Below are 22,540 nucleotides of genomic sequence, written 5' to 3'. Positions count from 1 at the left end.
ATGAAAAGCATATTGCCATTTATATTATTATTTTCTTTGCTTTCATGGTCGCAGAACATGACCAATGATTCTATTCTAACATTAGATTCCTACTTGGGCTATGTTAAACAATTTCACCCCTTGGTAAAGCAAGCTAATTTAGAAGTTAGTCAGGCTCAAGCCGGAATTATTGCTGCTCGTGGCGGATTTGATCCTAAAATTGAAATAGATTACGAAAACAAGCAATTCAAATCGACAGAGTATTATGATTTGTTAAATACCACTTTTAAAATTCCGACTTGGTATGGAATTGAAATTAAAGCCGGTTTCGATCAAATGGAAGGTACTTTTTTAAACCCGCAAAACAACACTCCAACAAACGGTTTGGCAATGGCCGGAATTTCTGTTCCCATCGGGCAAGGTTTACTAATCAATAACCGAATGGCTGATTTGAAAAAAGCTAAAATTTATACCAATTTATCCCAAGCAGAACGAGATTTAGAAGTGGCTAATGTTCTTTATGCTGCCGCAAACAGCTATTTTAATTGGTATAGAAATTATAATGAGTACAAATTGTATGAAACCTTTTTGAAAAATTCTGAGGTTAGATTTAACGGAATTAGAGGATTAATAGCTGCGGGAGACCGACCGGCCATTGATAGCATTGAAGCAGGAATATTAGTAAAATCAAGAAAACTAAGTTTAGAACAGTCCCGATTAAAATTACTCAAGTCGAAATTGGACTTATCAAATTATCTTTGGTTTGAAAATAATCTTCCACTAGAATTGCAAGAAGGTATTTCGCCAGAGACCGAATTGGATAAAAAAGTAGAAAACACGCTCAAAACAAATGGCCTTTTATTGGCCGATATCGATTTTCAAAATCACCCAAAAATTAGATCATTACAAAATAAAGTTTCCATTTTGGAAGTTGACAAACGGCTAAAAGGCGACTTGCTGAAGCCAACCATCAATTTAAACTACAATTACTTGTCTGAACCGGAATTTGTTCGAGATTTTAATACTGTGAATTATAAATATGGTGTGAATTTTAGTTTTCCTTTGTTTTTAAGAAAAGAAAGAGGAAATTTTAAGGTAGCAAAATTGAAATTACAAGATGCCGAATTAGATTTACAGTTTGAAAATCAAGTATTAAAAAATAAAATTGATTATCAACTAGAAGAAATCAAATCCTTGAAAGGTCAAATTGAAATTACCAATGAATTGGTTAATGATTTTAGTACGATGCTAAATGCCGAAGAAAGAATGTTTTTTTTTGGAGAAAGTTCGTTGTTCTTAATAAATACTAGAGAAAACAGTTTGCTAAGCACGAGCTTGCAACAAATTGATGTTGAGTTTCGATTTTTTGTGGCCAATTCAGATTTATTTAAGTTGATAGCAAATCCACAGTTTAATGAATAATTTGATGGTAGAGGTTATAAGTTTAAAAGTTTAAAGTTTAAAAGTTTAAAAGGCAGTGTTCAAGAAACAAACTAAACTCCATACCTCTTAAACTTTTAAACTTTAAACTTTTAAACCTTAATTTAACAAATAACTTTCTTAATTTCCATCAATTCAAAATACGCTTTCTCAATCCACTCACGGTGATTGGGGTGAGCAATTTTAACCATTTCTGCTACACGCTGTTTCAAAGTTTTCCCGTAAAGATTAGCTATTCCATATTCTGTAATGATGTATTGAACATGCGAACGCGTGGTGACTACACCTGCCCCTTGTTTTAAAAAAGGCACAATTCTACTTTCGCCTCTTTTGGTTTGCGATGGAAGGGCAATGATCGCTTTACCACCCACACTTAAAGAAGCTCCTCGCATAAAATCCATTTGACCGCCCACCCCGGAATACATTTTTCCGCCAATGGAATCAGCACAAACTTGTCCGGTTACATCAACTTCTATGGCAGAATTGATGGCAACCATTTTTGGATTTTTACGAATTCGAGCCGTATCATTTACCGCTGAGGATTCCTTTAATTCAACAAAAGAGTTATCATCAACAAAATCATATAATCGTCGCGAACCCATTAAAAAAGTAGCTAAAACTCTTCCTCTTGTTGTTCCTTTATAGTTACAATTAATGATATCTTTTTCAATTAAATCGATTACACCATCAGAAAACATTTCGGTGTGCAATCCCAAATCTTTGTGATTGGTTAATTTACTTAAAGCTGCGTTGGGAATAGAACCAATTCCCATTTGAAGTGTACTTCTATCTTCAATTAGTGAGGCAACAAACTCCCCTATTTTTTCTTCTTCAGGTGTAAATATTTCTACACCATGCGTATAAATGTTCTTATTTACTTCTACTAAATAATCAATTTCAGATTCATGTAAAATGCCATCTCCAAAGGTTCTTGGCATTTGTGGGTTAACTTGTGCAATGACAATTTTTGCGTTTTCAATAGCCGCAACGGAAGCTTCTACAGAAACACCAAGGGAACAATAGCCATGCCTATCCGGTGGCGACACGTGAATAAAAACTACATCCAAAGGCAATACATTTTTACGGAACAAATTGGGTAATTCACTCAAAAAAACCGGTGTGTAAGAACCGTTACCGGCTTTGAGTGTGTGACGAACATTGGCTCCGATAAAGAAGGAATTAACGTGAAAACTTTCGGCTAATTCCGGATTGGCATAGGGTGCTTCTCCTTCAGTATGCAGGTGACAAATTTCCACATTTTTTAATTCAGAAGCTCTGTTTGTTAATGCTTTGGTTAAAACGGTTGGTGAGGCGGCGGCGGCTTGAACGTAGACTCTATCGCCCGATTTTACAACTTGAACTGCTTGCTCTGCAGTGACATATTTACTCATATTTCCTAAATTTTGAACAAAGATAAGTGGTTAAATTTATTTAAAAACTGATTTTTCTCATTGTTTTTGGGATTTTTAGCCCCGGTAGCAGCGAAAAGCCTTTTGCAGGATTGGGGCAGTTTTTCTTAGCAAAAAAAAGCGACCAGCGGAAGCTCTTTTTTTGATTTAGAAAAACGACTCAAGACAAAAAAGCTTGCAGCGGATGACGGGATTTTGCTTCTGATAAAAAAAGATAAAAATGTGTACCTTTGCCACTTTAAAATTTGATTATGATTATCCCTAAAACAAGAGAAGAAATTGAGTTAATGCGAGCAAGTTCGTTATTGGTTTCAAAAACGCTTGGTATGATTGCAAAGGAAATTAAGCCTGGTGTAACGACATTATATTTAGACAACTTAGCGGAAGAATTTATTCGCGACAATGGAGGCGTTCCAGCTTTTTTGGGATTATATGGTTTCCCGAATTCGCTTTGTATGAGTCCAAATGCTCAGGTGGTTCATGGGATTCCCAACAACAAACCGTTGGAAAGCGGTGATGTAATTTCGGTAGATTGTGGGGTTTTGATGAATGAGTTTTATGGTGATCATGCCTATTCATTTGAAATTGGTGAAGTGGCTCCGGAAACGAAAAAGTTGCTGAAAGTAACCAAAGAATCTTTATATGTCGGCATTCGTGAATTCAGAGCGGGTAATCGCGTGGAGGATGTTGGAAATGCCATTCAAAAACACTGTGAATCAAATGGATATGGCGTTGTAAGAGAACTTGTAGGTCATGGTTTAGGCAGAAAAATGCACGAAGATCCTGAAATGCCTAATTACGGTAAAAAAGGTCGCGGAAAGTTATTTGTAGAAGGCATGGTGGTTGCGATTGAACCGATGATTAACATGGGTACAAAAAATATCAAGCAATTGAAAGACGGTTGGACCATTTTAACTGCCGACATGAAACCAAGTGCTCATTTTGAACACAACGTGGCATTGATTGATGGCAAACCGGAGTTGCTTTCTACTTTTAAATATGTTTATGAAGCGTTAGGAATTGTGAGTGAGGAGGAGGAGGAATTCAGAAAAACTCAATTATTCATATGATAAAAAAGATATTTAAATACGTACTTAATACCATTCCACGACCGATATTAATTCGTCTGAGTTATGTGGCAAGACCAATTTTGGCTTTTCTGTTAAAAGGAAATCGGTTTACCGAGCCAATTGACGGGAAAAGTTTTCGAATGTTTTTGCCTTATGGATACGGAAAACAGCGTAACAATGTGTTGTCACCGAGCACGCTTTCGTTAGAAAGACATCGGTTGTTATGGTTGTATTTGAATAATGAAACTGATTTTTTTCAATCTGAATTCATTTCAGATTCTTCTGATAATAAACCAATAATTAAGTTAAGAGATGCTGAAACAAGTTCAGCATTAAAAGTGTTGCATTTTGCTCCTGAACAAGCTTTTTACAAACGTTTCAGAAATCAGAAGAATTTAGATTATACAACGACAGATTTATTCTCGCCTTTAGCGGATGTAAAAGCGGATATTTGTAATCTTCCGTTTGAAGATGATTCGTATGATGTGATTTTGTGTAACCATGTTTTGGAGCATATTCCGGATGACACCAAAGCCATGCAAGAGTTGTATCGTGTTTTAAAGCCCGGTGGAATGGGAATTTTTCAGATTCCACAGGATTTGTCGAGAGTTACCACTTTTTCGGATGATTCGATTACAGATAAAAAAGAGAGAGCAAAAATTTTTGGTCAATATGACCACGTTCGGGTGTATGGCAGAGATTATTTTGATAAATTAAGAAACATTGGTTTTAAGGTTGTGGAAGAAGATTATACTTCCAAAATTTCATCTGAATTGGTGGATAAATATTGTTTAGCAAAAGGGGAAATTATTCCGGTTTGTTTTAAAAACTAGATTTATAAATATACAAAACCCACGGCTGAAACCGCGGGCTAGTATAGAATCAATTAATTTGTGTTTTATTCTTCCGGCATTAACATAGCAATCACTTTGTCTTTAGACAAATATTTTTTGGCCACATCCTGAATATCCTTTGCAGTAACTGCATCTATTTTTTGTTCTACTTGCAAAATTTCATCCGCAGAAACTCCGTAGGTAAAAGAACGCGTTAGATAAGACATCCAATAATTATTTTGTTTAATTTTTTCTTTGTAGTCTAATTTTTCTGCCTCTTTGAATTTGTTTAGATCCTTTTCTTCCGGACCATTTTCGATAATTTTGTTTAATTCTCTCAAGGCAGATTGCGTTAGTGCTTCCGCATTCTCCGGTCCGCAAGGGAAATTAATGGTAAAGTTATAACTTCCATTCGGCACTTTGTTCATGCTTCCTCTCGCACTCGCGCCGTAAACGCCACTTTCGTTCTCACGAAGCTCTTCTATTAATTTAATAGTTAAAACTTCACCGGCAGCTCTTAACGCTAACGCTTCTTTGGCATCGTAGGTACAATCACCATAGAACATGATGTTAACCGTACTTTTTGGGTCTTTCCCTTTATTAACGACTTTTTTCAAGTCCCCTTTTTTCATTCTATATCCTAAGTCAACTGCTTTTTCAGCGGTTCCATTTGATGGTAAAGAAGCTAAATATAGACTTGCGAATTCTTCTAGTTTTTGATCGTCAATGTTTCCTACAAAATAGAAATGGAAGTCGGCTGCATTAGCAAAACGCTCTTTGTATTTTTTATATGCTAATTCGTAATCTGTTTTTTCCCAAGCAGCATCATCGGGCAAAATTCCTTTGAAACGCGGATTATCCTGATTCAAATAAGAATACAATTCATTTTGAAAATGCATTGATGGCATCGCTTTCATATTCGCCATAAAACCATTTTGTTTGATTTTGTAGCTTTCAAATGCTTCTTTATCCATGTTCAAATCGGTAAAGTAAGCATATACTGTTTGGAAAAGATATTCCAAATCTTTTGGTGTAGCAGACCCACGAAAACCTTCTTGTGTTCCCCCAACATACGGATTAACTCTGGCGATTTTACCAGTCATGAATTTATTAATGTCGTTTAATTTCATTCCCGAAAAACCGGCTTCTGTTAGTCCGCCCATTGCCCATTGTACTTTTTCGAATTCATCGTTTCCAATTAAATTTGAACCTCCAAAACTTAAAGCTTCAAAAAGAATTTCATCGTTTTTAAAGTCTGTTTTTTTGTACGTTACTTTCGCTCCGTTTGATAAAATTAACGTTGTTGTTGCTATTTTATCATTGGTTTCTCTTTTTGTAACAGACCCTTTTTTTACCGGATTTCTCAACAAACTCTCGGCCACGGCTTCATCTACATAAGCAGTTATCGTCGATTTATCAACTTTAATAGAATTCAAAACCTCTTGTTCCGTTGGCTTAATCATTCCTTCTTTTTCTGGTCCGGTTAAAATAACAACTCTGTTATCTTCTTTGATATAACCATTAATTAATTTGTTGGTCTCTTCGATAGTAATAGTCGGCATCAATTTTTGCATGGTTGTAAATGTCCATTCAATTCCTGGTATTGGGTCTTTTTGAAGGAAATTAGTTTGGTACTGCCACACATAACTTTCCGATTCAGATTTATCTCTTTCATTATATTGTCTCTCTATTTGAGATAAAAATTCTGTTTTGGCTCTTTCTAATTCTCCTGCTGTAAATCCGTAGGCTTTCACTCTTTCATTTTCTTCAACTAAAATCTTTAATGCATCCAGTTGCTTATCTTGCGGAACCATTGCAAACGACTGAAAGGCATTTTTGGTTTTAGCATAGGTTCCACCATAATAGGAATAACCATACGTGAAAGGTGGATTAGGAGAGTTTCTTATCTCTTCTAAACGATTATTTAACATCGTTGCAAACAAACCAATAGTTAGTTCTTCTTTCATATCGCCAATCGTTTTTACGACTTTTGGCTCTGCATAATCTTTATAAAGCAATTGAACCTGCGTGAAAGCAGCTTCCGGATCACTTTCTACTGCAACAAATGTTTCTTTGTGATTGGGAACATCAAATTTTGTTCTTGGTCTTTCATTTTTTGGGTTTTTGTATTTAGAGAAATGAGCGATAACTTTTTTCTCCATTTCGGCTACATCAATATCACCCACAACAATCACACTCATTAAATTTGGTCTGTACCAATCTTTATAGAAACTAACTACTTTATCATGAGTAAAATTCTCTAGAATTTCTTTTTGACCAATCGGAAGACGTTTGGCATAATGTGAGTTATACATCATTTTAGGCATAAATCGACCCATCATTCGTTTGTCTGCTCCTAAACCAATTCTGTATTCTTCTAAAACCACACCTCTTTCCTTGTCAATTTCCTCTGGAGTTAGCGTTGTATTAAATGCCCAATCTTCTATGATTTGAAAACCTTTTTCCAATTTGGCAGGATCGTCGGATGGAATGGGTAAAAAATAAACTGTTTCATCAAAACTAGTGTAGGCATTCAAATGCTGTCCGAATTTTACTCCGATACTTTGCAAATAATCTACTAATTCGTTTTTTGGGAAGTTTTTTGTTCCATTGAAACACATGTGTTCCATAAAGTGAGCCAAACCTTGTTGGTCATCATTTTCAAGAATCGAACCGGCATTAATGACAAGACGTAAATCAACCTTGTTTTCCGGTTTTGCGTTCTTTCGAATGTAATACGTTAATCCGTTTTTTAGTTTTCCGATTTTTACTGAAGGATCCATCGGAATCGGACTGTCTAATTTTAGTTCTTGAGCAAAAACCAACGCGGGAAATGCTAACAAAAACAAGAATAGTTTGTTTAGTTTTTTCATGTAAAGAAGTTTAATGATTTGTAAATCTATGAGTATAACTTCAAATGTTAAAACTTATTATATTTTCTTTAACGAAAAAACCTACTTTTAGAATCATTCTAAAATAAGTGATTGAAAATTAGGCGATTTATATTGTTGAATTTGATTTTTTTCATCGGTATAAATTAAAAGAACAAATAAATCATTTCGCTGTTCTACTAATTTTTGAATATTTCCAATGTCCATGATCATAAAAGCAGTAGCAAAACCATCGGCATCAATACATTTTGGTGCTAAAACAGTTGCACTTAACATCGAACTTTTTTGAGAAAGACCTGTTTTTGGATTAATAATATGGACGAATTTTTGACCGGTTAACGAGTCAACTTTTAGCTTTCTATAATTACCTGAAGTGGCCATTCCCAAGTTTTCTAATTTAATTCTGGCAATCAAAGTACGTTCTGTAGGCGATTGTGTTGGATCATCAATTCCGATTACCCAATTTTTATTGTCAATTGTATTTTTTCCAAAAGCGAAAATTTCCCCGCCTATTTCAACAATTCCGTTTTGAATCCCTTTTGATTTTAAAAAATCGGCTACAACATCTACAGAATAACCTTGGGCGATAGCGTTGAAATCAAAATAGGTTTGCGAATGTTTTTTTGTAATTGTATTGTTAGCATTCAATTTAACTTTGTTAAAACCAACATAATTGAGCAAACTATCAATTTTAAGAGGGTTTAAATCGGTTTTTTCTTTCTTCGGGCCAAATCCGTAGGCATTTACTAAAACACCAATTGTAGGATCAAAAAGCCCGTTGGTTTCTTGGTAGATTTTTTGCGAAGTGATAAATGTTTCCAAAAAAAAATCACCAACTACCAAGGTTGAATCGCCAGCATTAATTTTCGATATTTGAGAATCTTGTCGGTAGGTAGAAAGTGACAAGTCAAAAGCCAACAGCAAGGAATCGATGGACGACTTTTTCACATCTTCAGATAAGCTAATATACTTTATAGCATAAGTACTTCCTTGAGCTTCTCCTTGAATCAAAAAAACCTGCTCTTTTTTTTCAGTTTGACAACTAATCAATAAAAAAATACCAACGATTGCACTAACTAATTTCTTTAATTCCATTGTAATTGACAATATAATCTTCATTTTTTGTAACTGGTTTTTCATAATCAGCAGCATTGGCAATTCCCACTCCGGCGTAAAGGACTTTTGCTTTTAATTTGATGGCGTGGACTTTGAATGTTTCCATCCAAATTTCATCATACTCTTCGGGATTATCAGGATACTTATAAACGGTAACCAAAACAAAATGAAGCGTATTGGTTGGCTTGTCTACACACACAAATTGCGGATGTCTTTTCAACTGACTATTCACGGCAATAAACTCAAAGCCTTGTAGCTCAAGTTCTTTACCAACGTGATTCATGGCCAGATTGTGAAGCTCTTGTTGTGATAAAATTTCCATAACACAAAAGTAAGTAGAATTGCGAAAAACAACTCTTAATTAAAACAAAAAAGGAATTGAAAAATACTTGTAAAAACAAAAACCATTAAGTAATTAAGTATTATTAAGTGTTTCGACTTAAATTTCTTAATTACTTAATGGTTTGAAAAATTAACCTTTTAAGATTACTGTATATTATCCACCAAAATCATCAAAACGAATGTTTTCTAATGGTATTCCGAAATCTTCTCCCATCTTCTGAACAGCTACGTTCATCATTGGTGGTCCACAGAAATACAATTCAATATCTTCAGGACTTTCGTGTTTAGACATATAATTATCGATTACCACATTATGAATAAATCCAACAAATCCATCTCCTTCGCCATCTAAACCGTCTTTCACTTTCCAGTTATCCTCTGGCATAGGTTCAGATAAAGCCAAATAAAATTTAAAGTTAGGGAAATCTTTTTCTAAAGCTCTAAAGTGATCTACATAGAATAATTCACGTTTTGAACGACCACCGTACCAATACGTTACTTTTCTTCCTGTTTTAACAGTTCTGAAAAGGTGATATAAATGCGAACGCATTGGTGCCATTCCGGCTCCACCACCAACATAAAGCATTTCTGACTCACTTTCGTTGATAAAAAATTCACCGTAAGGACCAGAAACTGTAACGGCATCACCAGCTTTCATTGAAAAAATATACGATGAAGCAACTCCAGGATTAACTGCGGCCCATCCATTTTTTGCTCTATCCCAAGGTGGAGTAGCAATACGAACATTCAACATAATTTTTCTCCCTTCTGCAGGATATGAAGCCATTGAATAAGCCCTTTCCACCAACTCAGGGTTTTTCATTACTAATGGCCATAAATTGAACTTATCCCATTCTGCTTTGAATTTTTCAGGCTCACCCGGATGTTCTTCAGGATGTGCTGTAATATCAATATCAGCATATTTTACTTCACCTTTTGGAATTTCAATTTGAATATAACCGCCTGCTTCATAATGCATGTCGTCCGGTAATTCAACAATGAACTCTTTAATGAAAGAAGCCACATTATAATTTGAATAAACTTTTGCTGCGAATTTTTTGATACCAAATACCTCTTCTGGTACTTCAATAATCATATCGCTTTTCACTTTCACCTGACATCCAAGACGCCAACCTTGAGCAATCTCTTTTCTGGTGAAATGTGGCTCTTCTGTTGGAAGAATAGATCCTCCACCATTGGTGACTATACATTTACACTGAACACAAGTTCCACCTCCACCACAAGCGGATGGAAGGAAGATTTTGCTGTTTCCAAGTGTAGAAAGTAATGTGCTCCCCGATTCTACTTCAATTTCGTTTTCTCCGTTGATTTTTATTTTTACCGGCCCTGATGGTAATAATTTTGCTTTTGCTCCTAATAACATTGCTACTAAAAGGAAAACGATCACAAGAAAAACTACAACACTGGCTAAGATTACTGGTGTATCCATTATATCGTATCTATTTAATTATATTTTAATTCCCATGAAACTCATAAAACCTAACGCCATTAATCCTGTAATAAGGAAAGTGATTCCCAATCCGCGGAGTGGCGCAGGGACATGAGAATAAGCAATTTTTTCGCGAATGGCTGCAATCGCCAAAATCGCTAAAAACCATCCTATACCTGAACCTAAACCGTAGGTTACTGCTTCTGTTACGCCACCGAAATCTTTTTGTTGCATAAACAGAGATCCTCCAAGGATAGCACAGTTAACAGCAATCAAAGGAAGGAAAATACCTAACGCTCCATAAAGTGCCGGTGCAAATTTCTCCACAACCATTTCTACTAATTGTACCATTGAAGCAATTACAGCGATGAACATGATGAAACTTAAGAAACTCAAATCAATATCAGCATATTCAGCTCCTAACCAAGATAATGCTCCTTGTTTTAATAAATAATTATCTAATAGGAAGTTGATTGGAACTGTAATTGTTAATACGAATATTACCGCTACACCTAAACCAACAGCTGTTTTTACTGTTTTTGATACCGCTAAATAGGAACACATTCCTAAGAAGTAGGCGAAAATCATATTTTCTATGAAAATACTTTTTACAAATAAACTTGCTAATTCTTGCATGTTATAATAATTTAATAGCTACGCTATGATTAGTGTTTTTCAATTAATTTACGGTTTTTTGAACGTTGGATCCAGATAATGATTCCAACAACAATAAGTGCCATTGGTGACAACAACATCAAACCGTTATTTTCATAGCCCATTTCATAAAATGATTGAGGAACGATCTGAAATCCGAATAATTTTCCTGAACCTAATAATTCTCTAAAAAATGCCACGGCAATTAAAATCCAAGCATACCCGAAAGCATTTCCGATTCCGTCTAAGAAGGATCTCCAAACGCCATTACCCAATGCAAAAGCTTCTAAACGACCCATAACGATACAGTTGGTGATAATTAATCCAACGAAAACTGATAATTCTTTACTAACATCATAAGCATACGCCTTTAAAACTTGGTCAACAATAATTACAAGTGACGCAACAATTACTAATTGAACAATAATACGAATACGGTTTGGGATTGAATTTCTCAATACCGAAATAATCATATTACTAAATGCCATTACAAACATTACTGCGATAGACATTACAATTGCAGGTTTTAACTGAACGGTAATTGCTAATGCGGAACAAATTCCTAAAACTTGCACCGTAATTGGGTTATTATCATTTAATGGGTCTGATAAAAGACCTCTATTTCTTTTAGAAAATAAACTTTCTTTCTCTTCAGCCATGATCTTAATTATTAGAGGCTAACTTGCCTTTTTGATTATCAATATATTGTTTGTAATGAACTAAACGTTCTTTTATCATATTAGTCACACCATCGCCGGTAATCGTAGCACCAGAAATAGCATCTACTTTATTATCGTCTTTGTTTACTTTATCATTGTTACCCTTTGCCACAGCAACACCAGTTAATTTGCCGTCTTTATCAAATATTTTTTCGTCTTTAAAATAATCTAAAAACCATTGTTGTTTAATTTCAGCTCCTAAACCAGGTGTTTCCGCTTTATGATCAAAAGAAACTCCTGCAATTGTATTAAAGTCATCGTTTAAAGCAATGTAACCCCAAATAGCATCCCAAAGTCCAGCCCCACGCAATGGAATAATATAGAATTTATTTCCGTCTTTCTCGGCAACATATAAAGGAAAACGTTGTTCTTCAGGTTCCTTTTTCAATTCCGCCTTTAAATCTACATTAAATGCTTTCACCGATTCATCTGCAGATCCATCAACTTTTAAAGCCAATTGTTCTTTAATAAATTCGTCAAATTTTCCTTGCGCTTCTTCTCTTGTTACATCCGTTACACCAATGGTAGAGAGAATGTTTTGCATTTTTTCGTTTTTAACATTGATATCTTGCATTGGTTTTAAAGATGTTGATGCAAAAGCCAATAAAGCTCCTACTACTACTACCATTATTCCGGCAAACAAAAATGTATATCCGTTACTATTTCTATCCATGATTAGGCTGTTTTTAATTGTTTAGCAACTCTTTTCTTTCTTCTATTGATGTTTCCTTCTACCACATAGTGGTCAATGGTTGGTGCAAATACATTCAATAATAATATCGCTAACATCACACCTTCAGGATAGGCAGGATTGAAAACTCTAATCAAAATACTAAAGAATCCTATTAAAAATCCGTAAATCCATTTTCCTCTATTAGTTTGAGCAGCAGAAACCGGATCGGTTGCCATAAAAACAATACCAAAAGCCAATCCTCCTACTAATAAGTGTAACATTCCAAAATCCATTAATGGATTAGCTCCCCAAATTGAAAATAAGAATGCCATGACAGCAGCTCCTAAAAATCCGCTTACGATGATTCTCCAACTTCCAACGCCTGTAATAACTAAAATAGCAGCACCGACTAAAATCCAAAGTACTGAAGTTTCAGAAATAGAACCTGGAATGGTTCCTGCAAACATACTCCACATGTCATAACCGGCCTCTTGACCGGCAGCTAATTTTCCTAAGATTGTTTCTCCTGAAATAGCATCTGTTGTTGAAGCATCTGAAACCCATATTTTATCGCCAGACATATAAGTAGGATAAGCAAAGAAAGCAAATGCTCTAGCCGTTAAAGCCGGATTTAGGATATTCATTCCGGTTCCACCAAAAGCTTCTTTTCCAATAATTACAGCAAAGATCACCGACAATGCCAACATCCATAAAGGTAAGTCGATTGGCATAATCATTGGGATTAATAATCCGGTAACTAAGTAACCTTCATTTACTTCGTGACCTCTTACGATTGCAAAGTAAAATTCAATTCCTAATCCAACTCCGTAGGAAACGGCAATCATTGGAATCACTTTCCAAGCACCGTGAATTAACGCATCCATAAATGGAACAGTTTCCTGAATTTGTATTAAACTTTGGTAACCTGCATTCCAAGTTCCGAATATCAATGCAGGAAGCAAAGCTAAAACCACCGTAATCATGGTACGTTTTAAATCAACTGCATCTCTAATATGAGCTCCGTGTTTTGTGGTATGATTTGGAACATATAAAAATGTGTCCAATGCATTTACAGCCGGGGCAAACTTTTCTAATTTCTCACCTTTACCGAAAGGCTTTTTTATTTGGTCTATTTTATCTCTTAAAAACTTCATAGTTCTATTTTTAACCTACTTCGTTAATCATTAAATCTAATGCTTCTCTAATAATAACCTGTGCTTCTAGTTTAGAAGTGTTGGTATAATCTATCAAGGCAAAGTCTTCGGGAGCTACTTCGTAGATTCCTAAACTTTCCATTTTATCAATGTCATTTGCCAAACAAGCTTTTAGTAGTTGCATTGGGTAAATATCCAAGGGCATTACTTTTTCCATTTCACCTGTAACAACCAACGCACGTTCTTCACCATTCAAGTTGGTATCAGCAACATATTTTTTGCCTGGCATTAACCACGACAAGGCAGTACGTTGCATGCTGTGTTTGTTTGCTCCTGCAAAAGGCATCCAACCAAACATTCTGTATTGATTACCTTCCGGAATAACAGTTACAGTATTTGCATAATAACCTAAATTTCCACCAACAGAAACCTTATCTCCTGTAAAAACATCACCGGAAACAATTCGAACATTGTCTGAAGCTAATTTTCCTGATACGATTTCTTTTATTTGAGCTCCAATTCGAATAGTATAATACTGTGGTTTTGACACTTCTGAACCGGTTAATGCAATTACTTTGGTTGCATCAAATTTTCCGGTTAAAAATAAATCCCCAATAATGGCAACGTCTTGTGGAGCAACAACCCAAACTCTTTCTCCCGCATTGATTGGGTCAATTTTTGAAATTTGTACGCCAACATTACCAGACGGGTGCGGGCCAAAAACCTTATGTAATTCTACTCCAGAAACAAAACTGAAAATAGAATTTGTCTTACCGTTGACTGAAAGATGAACTTTTCCTTGTGTCAGTTTTGCTAACACATCAACTCCCGCTTGAAATGAAATTAATTTGTCTTTTAATGCTACTTCAACATCAGCAGATAGCGGTGCAGAACTATACGCAGAAATAAAAATTGCTTTCGGAGAATCAGTGGAAGTTGCTACAACATCATACGGACGCTGCTTGATAAAAGGCCAACAACCTGAAGCAAGCAAATGCGATTTCACCTCATCTGCTGACAATTCTTTTGGGTTTTTCTTTCCATGCTCCACAAAAGTGTCTTGAGCATCGGCCAGAATGTTGATTTCCAAAATAACTCTTTTTTCTCCACGCTTGATTTCATTAATTTTTCCCGAAACAGGCGAAACAAACTTTACTGCTTCATCGTTTTTAGAATAAAAAATGACTTCTCCTGCTTTAACTTCGGCTCCTTCTTTTAGCACCAATTTTGGTGTAACTTTATGAAAATCAGAAGGTTTTATGGAATAGACCTGTGATCGTGAAACTGCATCTACTTTTGCTTCTGCTTCTCCAACGAGTTTTAAGTCTAACCCTTTCTTGATTCGAATGTCTTTGGACATATTTTAGGAAGATATGATTAGTAAATAGTTTACATAATTTTAAACGGTGCAAATTTAAAAATTAAATAACAATTGAGCGACATGATTAACAAATGTCTAATCGTTTTTTATTTATTTATATTAATTCTAAATAATGATTTGATTTTCAATTGAAATGATTCGCATTAATGAATTCCTTCTTAGCCCTGATTGAAGCCAATAGCTTTTTGTTCTGGTGTTCAGAACCAAAACTATGGCGAAAAGCAGGAACATGATTGGCTGAAAATGCCCGATCCTTTCGATCCTAAAAAAATAAAAAATATTCTATCGGAAAATTATGTGGCATCTTTTATGTTAGCAAATAAATAGTATATTTACCTTTTGATTAAAAAATTCTCTCATGCGAAACCTTTTTTTACTAGTGATTTGTTTTGTTAGTTGTAGTTCTATAGCTCAAATTGAACAAGAAATTGCTCCGCCTTATAACATTAAAACTGCCACTTTTATCCAAAATAACATCAATGCGATTCCTATTTTTAGATTAGGCGATTCGTTCCAATTTGTTTTTGACGATCTGTACGGCGATGAAGCAAATTATTATTACACCATTACTCATTGCGATTACAATTGGACCAAATCACAATTGAACCTAAACGAATATATTGTGGGATTGGATAACCAACGTATCATTGACTATGAAAATTCGTTCAACACCTTACAATTGTATTCCCATTATCGTATCTCGTTTCCAAATCAATTTACCAAAGGGTTCAAAGTGAGTGGAAATTATATGTTAAAAATATTTAACAACAGTCAGGAATTAGTTTTTTCACGAAAATTCATTTTATACGAAGATTTGGTTGCGGTGCCAATGCAAGTAAAAAGTGCTCGTGATGTCAGGGTTTTGAATCAGAAACACAATTTAGAGTTTTCGATTTTACCAAACAACATGTTGTTGCAAAATCCAATTCAGAACATTAAAATTATGCTGTTGAAAAACGGTATTTGGAACACCGCCATCACCAACGTGAAACCGATGTTTACTATTGGTAACGATTTAATTTATAAATACGATAAAGAAACGCAGTTTTGGGCCGGCAACGAATTTTTGTTTTATGAGAATAAAGACATTCGAAATGCGGTAAACAATGTTCGTTATATTGAATTGAAAGGAATATACAATACCTATTTAATGCCTAATGCCAGTCGAGGCAACTTAGAATACACCTTTTTTCCTGACTACAACGGCAACTTTTTAATTAATAACGTAGGTGCAAGGGAAAACGTGAATGTAGAAGCGGATTATTCGTGGGTGTTTTTCACTTTGAGTGCCCCAACATACTATGGGAAAAAAGACATTTATATAACCGGGATGTTCAACAATTATGCTTTGATACCGGAATATAAAATGGATTACAACAAAGAAAAAGGCATTTATGAAAAAGCCATGATTATTAAACAAGGCTTTACCAATTACGAATACACGCTAGCCGATGCTAATGGCCGTGTGGATTTTGAAAATGCGTTAGACGGCAACTTTTTTCAAACAGAAAACAATTATTTTTGTGTAGTTTATTATCGAGCTAACAACGACCGTTTTGATCGGGTAATCGGGAAAGGAATGGCGAGTTCGGTTGATATTATCAAATAAAGTATGTCTGAGTACAAAAGAGAGATTAAAAATTATCGCGGAATAAAGTGCTTAAACTGTAATCATCCGCTAGATATTTCGGATAAATTTTGTCCCAACTGTGGACAAAAAAACACTACAAAAAGATTAAGTTTAAAGGACTTTGTAGATGAATTTTTGGCCAATTTCTATGCCTATGATTCTAAGGTAAAAAACACTATAACTAAATTATTTACCAAACCAGGAAAATCAGCAAAAGAATTTATTGATGGCAAGCGACAAACCTATGCCAATCCATTTCGTTTTTATTTAAGTGTATCGTTAATCTATTTTATTTTCAGCGGATTGGTTACGAAGTTTAGCGAAGAAACAATTGTTGATTTGGACCAAACTATTATCAAAAAAAGCGAGAAAAATAATCAAGAAAAAGATTCTACAAAAACAACTCAAGATTCACTCGATTTAAACGACCCAAAATCACCCGTTCAAATCAGCCTTGGCAATAACAATATTGTAATAAAAAAAGACACAGTAAAAAAAGAAAAATTTTATACCGAAAAACAAATTGCAGGTTTTGGTTTTTTAAAGAGAACGTCTCGAAAAGTCCAAACATATGCCAATTTTTTTGACCATTCTAAAACAACCTATCCCCCAAAAATACTCGATTCATTAAAACATGAAAAATCGAAATGGAATTTGTATTTACTCAAAAAAACCTATCAATTCAAAAAATTGAATGAAGAGGACAATTTTGGTAAAAACGGTTTTGAGCTATTTTCTGCATATCTGTTCGACAAAATGCCATTTATTTTATTTATTTCTTTACCCTTTTTAACAATCGTATTTGCTATTTTATATTACAGAAAAAAACTATCCTACGCAGAACATATGGTTTTTGTATTTAATTTTATGACATTCATGTTTTTAATCATATTTGTGGTAGAAATTATCGGATTATTAACAGGTTTAGACTTAGGATGGATATTTCTAATCATAACGCCCATTTATTTTTACAAAGCATTAAGAAATTTTTATCAACAAAGTAGGTGGAAAACAATTTTAAAATTTGTAATTTTGAACTTTCTATTACCAACAACAGCTTCATTTGTAGTACTTTTGGTTTTTTTTATAGGATTTTTGTTGTATTAAATTATGGTTTCACAAATCACAAGAGGCATAAAAATTTCAGTTACCACTAGTTTTGAAGGCACGTACTTCAAGAACTACAAGCTTCATTTTGCCTTTAGTTACCACATTACCATCGAAAACCACAGCAAAGATTCCGTGCAACTCATGACGCGTCATTGGGAAATTTTTGATTCACTCAATTACAACGAAATCGTTGACGGTGAAGGCGTTATCGGCAAAAAACCCGTCCTAAAACCCGGCGAAAATTATACCTACAGTTCCGGTTGTTTATTATCGTCGCCGTTTGGAGCCATGCGTGGTTATTTCAATATGATCAATTTTACCTCAACTAGAAATTTTAGAGTGATTGTTCCTACCTTCAAATTAGGAGCTCCATTTGCTTTAAATTAATTTCCAGAAGCTATCCCCGCTATCCGTTGCAAGCTTTTTTGTCTTGTTGCTTTTTTCTATGGCAAAAAAGTAGCTCCCAAGGTCGCTCTTTTTCACCAAGAAAAAATGCAACAATTCTGCAAAAGGCTTTCCACTTCTATCGGGGCTAGGCGTGAGTGCTAACAATTCCCTAAAATACAAACCCAGTTGTCAAAAATTCAAAAAAACCTTTGTACTTTTGTGTTCCATTTCATAATTCATACAGAAAGAATTATATAATTACCAAAATGTCTACTAATCAAACAACACACTTATGTTAAAAGGATTTTTTCACGTACCCAAAGCCATCAACGAACCCGTAAAATCATACGCTCCCAACAGTCCGGAGAAAGCAGCTGTTTTAATGGCTTACAAAGAAATGTGGAACAGCAAAATCGATGTACCATTATATATAGGTAGCGAAGAAATTCGTACCAAAAATACCCGCAATATGTCCGCTCCGCACGATCACAAACACATCGTAGGAACCTATCATTTAGCCGAAAAAAGTCACGTAGAAAAAGCCATTACCAACGCATTAGAATCAAGAAAAGCTTGGGCAGCTATGCCGTGGGAACAACGTGCTGCCATTTTCTTGAAAGCAGCCGAATTGATTGCCGGACCGTACCGTGCTAAAATCAATGCTGCAACGATGATCGCTCAGTCCAAAACCATTCACCAAGCCGAAATCGATGCTTCGTGTGAATTAATTGACTTTTTGCGATACAATGTCGAGTTTATGACACAAATTTATAACGACCAACCTGCTTCTGATTCATCAGTTTGGAATCGCGTAGAATACCGTCCATTAGAAGGATTTGTATATGCAATCACCCCTTTCAACTTTACCGCCATTGCCGCCAATCTTCCTGCCAGTGCAGCCATGATGGGCAATGTGGTAATTTGGAAACCAAGCGATAGTCAAGTATTTTCAGCAAAAATCATTATCGATGTTTTCAAAGAAGCCGGTGTTCCAGATGGCGTTATCAACGTTGTTTTTGGTGATCCGGTAATGATTTCGGATACCATTTTTGATCACGCTGATTTTGCCGGAGTTCATTACACCGGTTCAACATTTGTTTTCAAAGAGATCTGGAAAAAAATCGGAACTAACATTCACAAATACAAAACTTATCCAAGAATCGTCGGTGAAACCGGCGGAAAAGATTTTGTTGTCGCTCATCCAAGTGCCAACGTAAAACAAGTTGCCACAGGATTAATTCGTGGTGCATTTGAATTTCAAGGGCAAAAATGTTCCGCTGCTTCGAGAGCCTACATTCCCAAAAGTTTGTGGCCAGCCGTTGAAGCCGAATTAAAATCGGAAATGGCAACCATCAAAATGGGTTCACCGGAAGATTTTTCAAATTTCTTTACAGCGGTAATTCACGAAGGTTCTTTTGATAAATTAGCTAAATTCATCGACCAAGCTAAAAAAGACAAAGATGCTGAAGTAATCATCGGTGGAAATTATGATAAATCAGTTGGTTATTTTATTGAACCTACTGTTATCTTGACTTCAAATCCAAAATATGCCACAATGGAAACCGAATTATTCGGACCTGTTCTAACCATTTATGTTTACGACGATAAAAAATGGAAAGAGACCTTAACGTTGATTAATGAAACTTCAGAATATGCCTTAACCGGAGCTGTTTTCAGTCAAGACCGATATGCCATTACCGAAGCAACGCAAGCATTAGAAAATTGTGCAGGAAACTTCTACGTAAACGACAAACCAACCGGAGCTGTAGTTGGGATGCAACCTTTCGGTGGAGCAAGAGCTTCGGGGACCAATGATAAAGCAGGTTCTGCTCAAAATTTATTGCGTTGGGTTTCGCCCAGAACCATTAAAGAAACGTTTGTTACACCTGAAAATTACCGTTATCCATTTCTAGGATAATTTAAGAATAAATTAAAAATTTATAAAGTCCGAATGTTAAATCTTCGGACTTTTTTTTATATTTGACATAACTAAACTATTAAACTTCAAAAACTAATTCTCTGTCAATGAAAACAAAAATTACGCTCTTCGCTTTATTTTCAATTTTATTTTCTTTTGCTCAAAAAGGAGAATATGATTTATTGAAAGACCATACAAAAACTAAAATTTTATATAACCAGGTTTTTGATATTTCTAAAATTACCAAAACCAAAAAGGATGAGATTTCAGCCATGTATTTCAGACAAGTGTATCATGAAATTCAACGGGCGGATTTTTTACATCGATTACCCAAGTATGAAGTGTTGAAAAAAGAAGCGGATGATGCTTTTTTCACCAAGCAAATTCCACTTTCCATTTTAATTTCTGAAGTGGAAACCATCAAATCAGAAGCATTAGAGAGCAACACAATTTCTAAAAACAACAATCAATTTGTGTTGAATAAATCGTCTGCTGATGCTTTTCAACAACATGAAATCACATTGATGGCTCCGATAGTTTCTAAATCAAAAAACAAATCGGTTGAATTTATTTTGAAAGACAAAAATATTTTCAACACAACATCCAAAAAAATTCAGGCTATTTATATGAGTTTTACTGACAATAATCTTTGGCTAACGGCTTCAGTAAATCAACCTATTTCTGTTGATTTTGCAACTTCAGGCAAAAAATCAATCTTTTTTAAAATTGAATTTACAAACGGAGAAAGTGCAATTATAAAATCGACCCTTGAAGTGCAAGGAAGTTCAGATTTAGCGAATCGCAATGGTAATGAAATTTTAGCCGAAACCATAACTGCCTCTGTTCCTTTTCAAGGTTTTGGAGAAAACGCTGCCTATTTAGGTCAAGGCGAATACGAAATTTATTTGGACAACGTGGATCAAGTTTTAGATAAACCTATTTTTCTAATTGATGGTTTTGATCCGGGTGACACAAGAAATACAGAATTGATTTATTCTCTACTAAATTATGGCGATACCGATCAAAATTTAGGTGACATTGTTCGGAATGAAGGATTTGATATTGTAGTGTTGAATTTTCCACAATATTCTCCAGCAGAAGGAGTCGTGATTGATGGTGGTGCCGATTTTATTCAGCGAAATGCGATGACTCTGGTAGAACTTATCAATCTAATTAATGCTCAAAAAGTAGGGACTGAAAAAAATGTGGTAATCGGACCAAGTATGGGCGGACTCATATCGCGATATGCGTTACGTTACATGGAACAAAACGAGATGGAACACGACACCCGTTTGTATATTTCGTTTGATTCGCCACACTTGGGAGCAAATGTTCCAATAGGTTTTCAACATTTGTTTAATTATATGGCAAACGGCCCGTTGGGTGATGTAACGCTCCAAGGGGTTGTAAACAGTGTGTTGTCAAGTCCGGCAGCCAAACAAATGCTGCTTGATCACTTCACCGGTCATTTGCAAACCGGAAGTGCAACCGAGTTTGATAACGCCATTCAATTGCCAACTGGTGCTCCGAATTTTAGAACCGCTTTTCAAAATGAGTTAAATACAATGGGCTTCCCCACAGAAACCAGAAATGTAGCCATCAGCAATGGAAGCGGTAGCGGAATGATGACCGGCACGCCCGGAATGTTTGTCCTAAATGATTACATCGTCAATGCAACCGACACGCAACGAGCTCGATTTGATGTACGTTTTACACCACCTGCGGGTGTTTCAAATCAATTGGTTAGTCGTTTTAGAGCTCAACAATTTCTATTTGTTTGGTTAACCGTATTTTCAAGTCAAGCCAATGCAGCTTCACCAGCAACTTCCTCCGGTTTTGACTCGGCTCCAGGTGGCTTGTTTAATGTAGCTGATTTTGCTGATGGAGGTAGTGGAAACCCAACTTTAGACGACTTTTTATCAAACTTAGCCATCGACCGTTTTTGTTTTATTCCAACCTTGAGTTCGTTGGCAATTGTTAATCCAAATTGGTATTCAACGGTAACCGATGCTTCAATTACACCTTTTGCTGCAACTTTTGTCCCTACAGAAAATGAAGATCACGTAACATTATCTGCTGGAAATGTTGAATTTGCCTTAAATGAAATTTTAAACGACCCTTTATCTGTCGAACAACCTATTTTAGCTGAAACTATTTTAATCAAAAATCCAATTAAAAATACGATTGAAATGTATAGTTCGAACTTACTTTCAAACGTATCGATTTCGATTGTTGATACTTCGGGTAAAAAAGTTTTCTCTCAAAATAACATTTCTATTGAAGGAAATTATCAATTGGATGTCAATTTATCAAATGGATTTTACTTTATCAAAATTGAATCCGCCGAAAGAAGTTTTGTGCAGAAGTTGATTAAAAATTAATTT

18 protein-coding genes are annotated in these 22,540 nt (G+C 35.2%); 8 read left to right on the top strand and 10 right to left on the bottom strand.

Annotated features, from left to right (window positions below):
• On the top strand, positions 1 to 1,401 hold the full coding sequence (locus B0I10_RS08485) for a TolC family protein (protein WP_112086079.1): 1,401 nt from the start codon (positions 1 to 3) through the stop codon (positions 1,399 to 1,401).
• A 122-nt stretch (positions 1,402 to 1,523) separates the two neighbouring features.
• On the opposite strand, the gene B0I10_RS08480 is transcribed toward B0I10_RS08485, so the two are convergent.
• Positions 1,524 to 2,810, bottom strand: a complete 1,287-nt coding sequence (locus B0I10_RS08480; RefSeq protein WP_112086078.1) for an acetyl-CoA hydrolase/transferase family protein — start codon at positions 2,808 to 2,810, stop codon at positions 1,524 to 1,526.
• Between the two features lie 269 nt (positions 2,811 to 3,079).
• Between B0I10_RS08480 and map the strand changes: the two genes are divergently transcribed.
• Together map and B0I10_RS08470 are read left to right on the top strand one after the other, a co-directional pair.
• Positions 3,080 to 3,898: a type I methionyl aminopeptidase gene (gene map, locus B0I10_RS08475; RefSeq protein ID WP_112086077.1), complete on the top strand. Its 819-nt coding sequence runs from the start codon at positions 3,080 to 3,082 to the stop codon at positions 3,896 to 3,898.
• Positions 3,898 to 4,731: a class I SAM-dependent methyltransferase gene (locus B0I10_RS08470; RefSeq protein ID WP_112086181.1), complete on the top strand. Its 834-nt coding sequence runs from the start codon at positions 3,898 to 3,900 to the stop codon at positions 4,729 to 4,731. Before map ends, B0I10_RS08470 begins: the two co-directional genes overlap by 1 nt.
• A 65-nt stretch (positions 4,732 to 4,796) precedes the next feature.
• On the opposite strand, the gene B0I10_RS08465 is transcribed toward B0I10_RS08470, so the two are convergent.
• From B0I10_RS08465 to B0I10_RS08425, 9 genes are all read right to left on the bottom strand, one after another.
• Positions 4,797 to 7,604, bottom strand: a complete 2,808-nt coding sequence (locus B0I10_RS08465) for a M16 family metallopeptidase (RefSeq protein ID WP_112086076.1) — start codon at positions 7,602 to 7,604, stop codon at positions 4,797 to 4,799.
• A 93-nt stretch (positions 7,605 to 7,697) separates the two neighbouring features.
• A complete protein-coding gene (locus B0I10_RS08460) occupies positions 7,698 to 8,717 on the bottom strand; it encodes an FAD:protein FMN transferase (protein ID WP_112086075.1) in 1,020 nt (339 codons plus the stop codon).
• The gene (locus B0I10_RS08455) at positions 8,695 to 9,060 is read right to left on the bottom strand and encodes a Na(+)-translocating NADH-quinone reductase subunit F (RefSeq protein WP_112086074.1); all 366 of its coding nucleotides are present in this window, start codon (positions 9,058 to 9,060) and stop codon (positions 8,695 to 8,697) included. Before B0I10_RS08455 ends, B0I10_RS08460 begins: the two co-directional genes overlap by 23 nt.
• A gap of 174 nt (positions 9,061 to 9,234) precedes the next feature.
• Complete coding sequence (gene nqrF / locus B0I10_RS08450; RefSeq protein ID WP_112086073.1) at positions 9,235 to 10,530, bottom strand: NADH:ubiquinone reductase (Na(+)-transporting) subunit F; 1,296 nt, start codon at positions 10,528 to 10,530, stop codon at positions 9,235 to 9,237.
• 18 nt (positions 10,531 to 10,548) lie between these two features.
• The gene (gene nqrE / locus B0I10_RS08445) at positions 10,549 to 11,166 is read right to left on the bottom strand and encodes an NADH:ubiquinone reductase (Na(+)-transporting) subunit E (RefSeq protein ID WP_112086072.1); all 618 of its coding nucleotides are present in this window, start codon (positions 11,164 to 11,166) and stop codon (positions 10,549 to 10,551) included.
• A gap of 29 nt (positions 11,167 to 11,195) precedes the next feature.
• Complete coding sequence (locus B0I10_RS08440; RefSeq protein WP_112086071.1) at positions 11,196 to 11,843, bottom strand: NADH:ubiquinone reductase (Na(+)-transporting) subunit D; 648 nt, start codon at positions 11,841 to 11,843, stop codon at positions 11,196 to 11,198.
• Positions 11,844 to 11,847: 4 nt separating this feature from the next.
• Positions 11,848 to 12,576 carry a Na(+)-translocating NADH-quinone reductase subunit C gene (locus tag B0I10_RS08435; RefSeq protein ID WP_112086070.1) on the bottom strand — a complete coding sequence of 243 codons (729 nt, stop codon included), beginning with the start codon at positions 12,574 to 12,576 and terminating at the stop codon, positions 11,848 to 11,850.
• Between the two features lie 2 nt (positions 12,577 to 12,578).
• Positions 12,579 to 13,730 carry an NADH:ubiquinone reductase (Na(+)-transporting) subunit B gene (locus B0I10_RS08430; RefSeq protein WP_112086069.1) on the bottom strand — a complete coding sequence of 384 codons (1,152 nt, stop codon included), beginning with the start codon at positions 13,728 to 13,730 and terminating at the stop codon, positions 12,579 to 12,581.
• Positions 13,731 to 13,740: 10 nt separating this feature from the next.
• A complete protein-coding gene (locus B0I10_RS08425; RefSeq protein ID WP_112086068.1) occupies positions 13,741 to 15,090 on the bottom strand; it encodes a Na(+)-translocating NADH-quinone reductase subunit A in 1,350 nt (449 codons plus the stop codon).
• 379 nt (positions 15,091 to 15,469) lie between these two features.
• On the opposite strand from B0I10_RS08425, the gene B0I10_RS08420 reads away from it, so the two are divergent.
• From B0I10_RS08420 to B0I10_RS08400, 5 genes are all read left to right on the top strand, one after another.
• Positions 15,470 to 16,720 (top strand): type IX secretion system plug protein, encoded by a 1,251-nt coding sequence (locus tag B0I10_RS08420; RefSeq protein WP_112086067.1) that lies wholly within the window; start codon positions 15,470 to 15,472, stop codon positions 16,718 to 16,720.
• A 3-nt stretch (positions 16,721 to 16,723) separates the two neighbouring features.
• Positions 16,724 to 17,848: a DUF3667 domain-containing protein gene (locus B0I10_RS08415; RefSeq protein WP_112086066.1), complete on the top strand. Its 1,125-nt coding sequence runs from the start codon at positions 16,724 to 16,726 to the stop codon at positions 17,846 to 17,848.
• A 3-nt stretch (positions 17,849 to 17,851) separates the two neighbouring features.
• Positions 17,852 to 18,238, top strand: coding sequence for a Co2+/Mg2+ efflux protein ApaG (gene apaG, locus B0I10_RS08410; RefSeq protein WP_112086065.1), 387 nt, complete (start codon positions 17,852 to 17,854; stop codon positions 18,236 to 18,238).
• 292 nt (positions 18,239 to 18,530) lie between these two features.
• Complete coding sequence (gene pruA, locus B0I10_RS08405) at positions 18,531 to 20,156, top strand: L-glutamate gamma-semialdehyde dehydrogenase (protein ID WP_112086064.1); 1,626 nt, start codon at positions 18,531 to 18,533, stop codon at positions 20,154 to 20,156.
• A 107-nt stretch (positions 20,157 to 20,263) separates the two neighbouring features.
• On the top strand, positions 20,264 to 22,537 hold the full coding sequence (locus tag B0I10_RS08400; protein WP_112086063.1) for a T9SS type A sorting domain-containing protein: 2,274 nt from the start codon (positions 20,264 to 20,266) through the stop codon (positions 22,535 to 22,537).
• Positions 22,538 to 22,540: the final 3 nt, after the last annotated feature.

The organism is Flavobacterium lacus, from assembly GCF_003268815.1.
Classification (GTDB): Bacteria; Bacteroidota; Bacteroidia; order Flavobacteriales; family Flavobacteriaceae; genus Flavobacterium; species Flavobacterium lacus.
The sequence above is the reverse complement of the archived record's forward strand: the minus strand, read 5'-3'. Positions and strand labels throughout refer to the sequence as shown.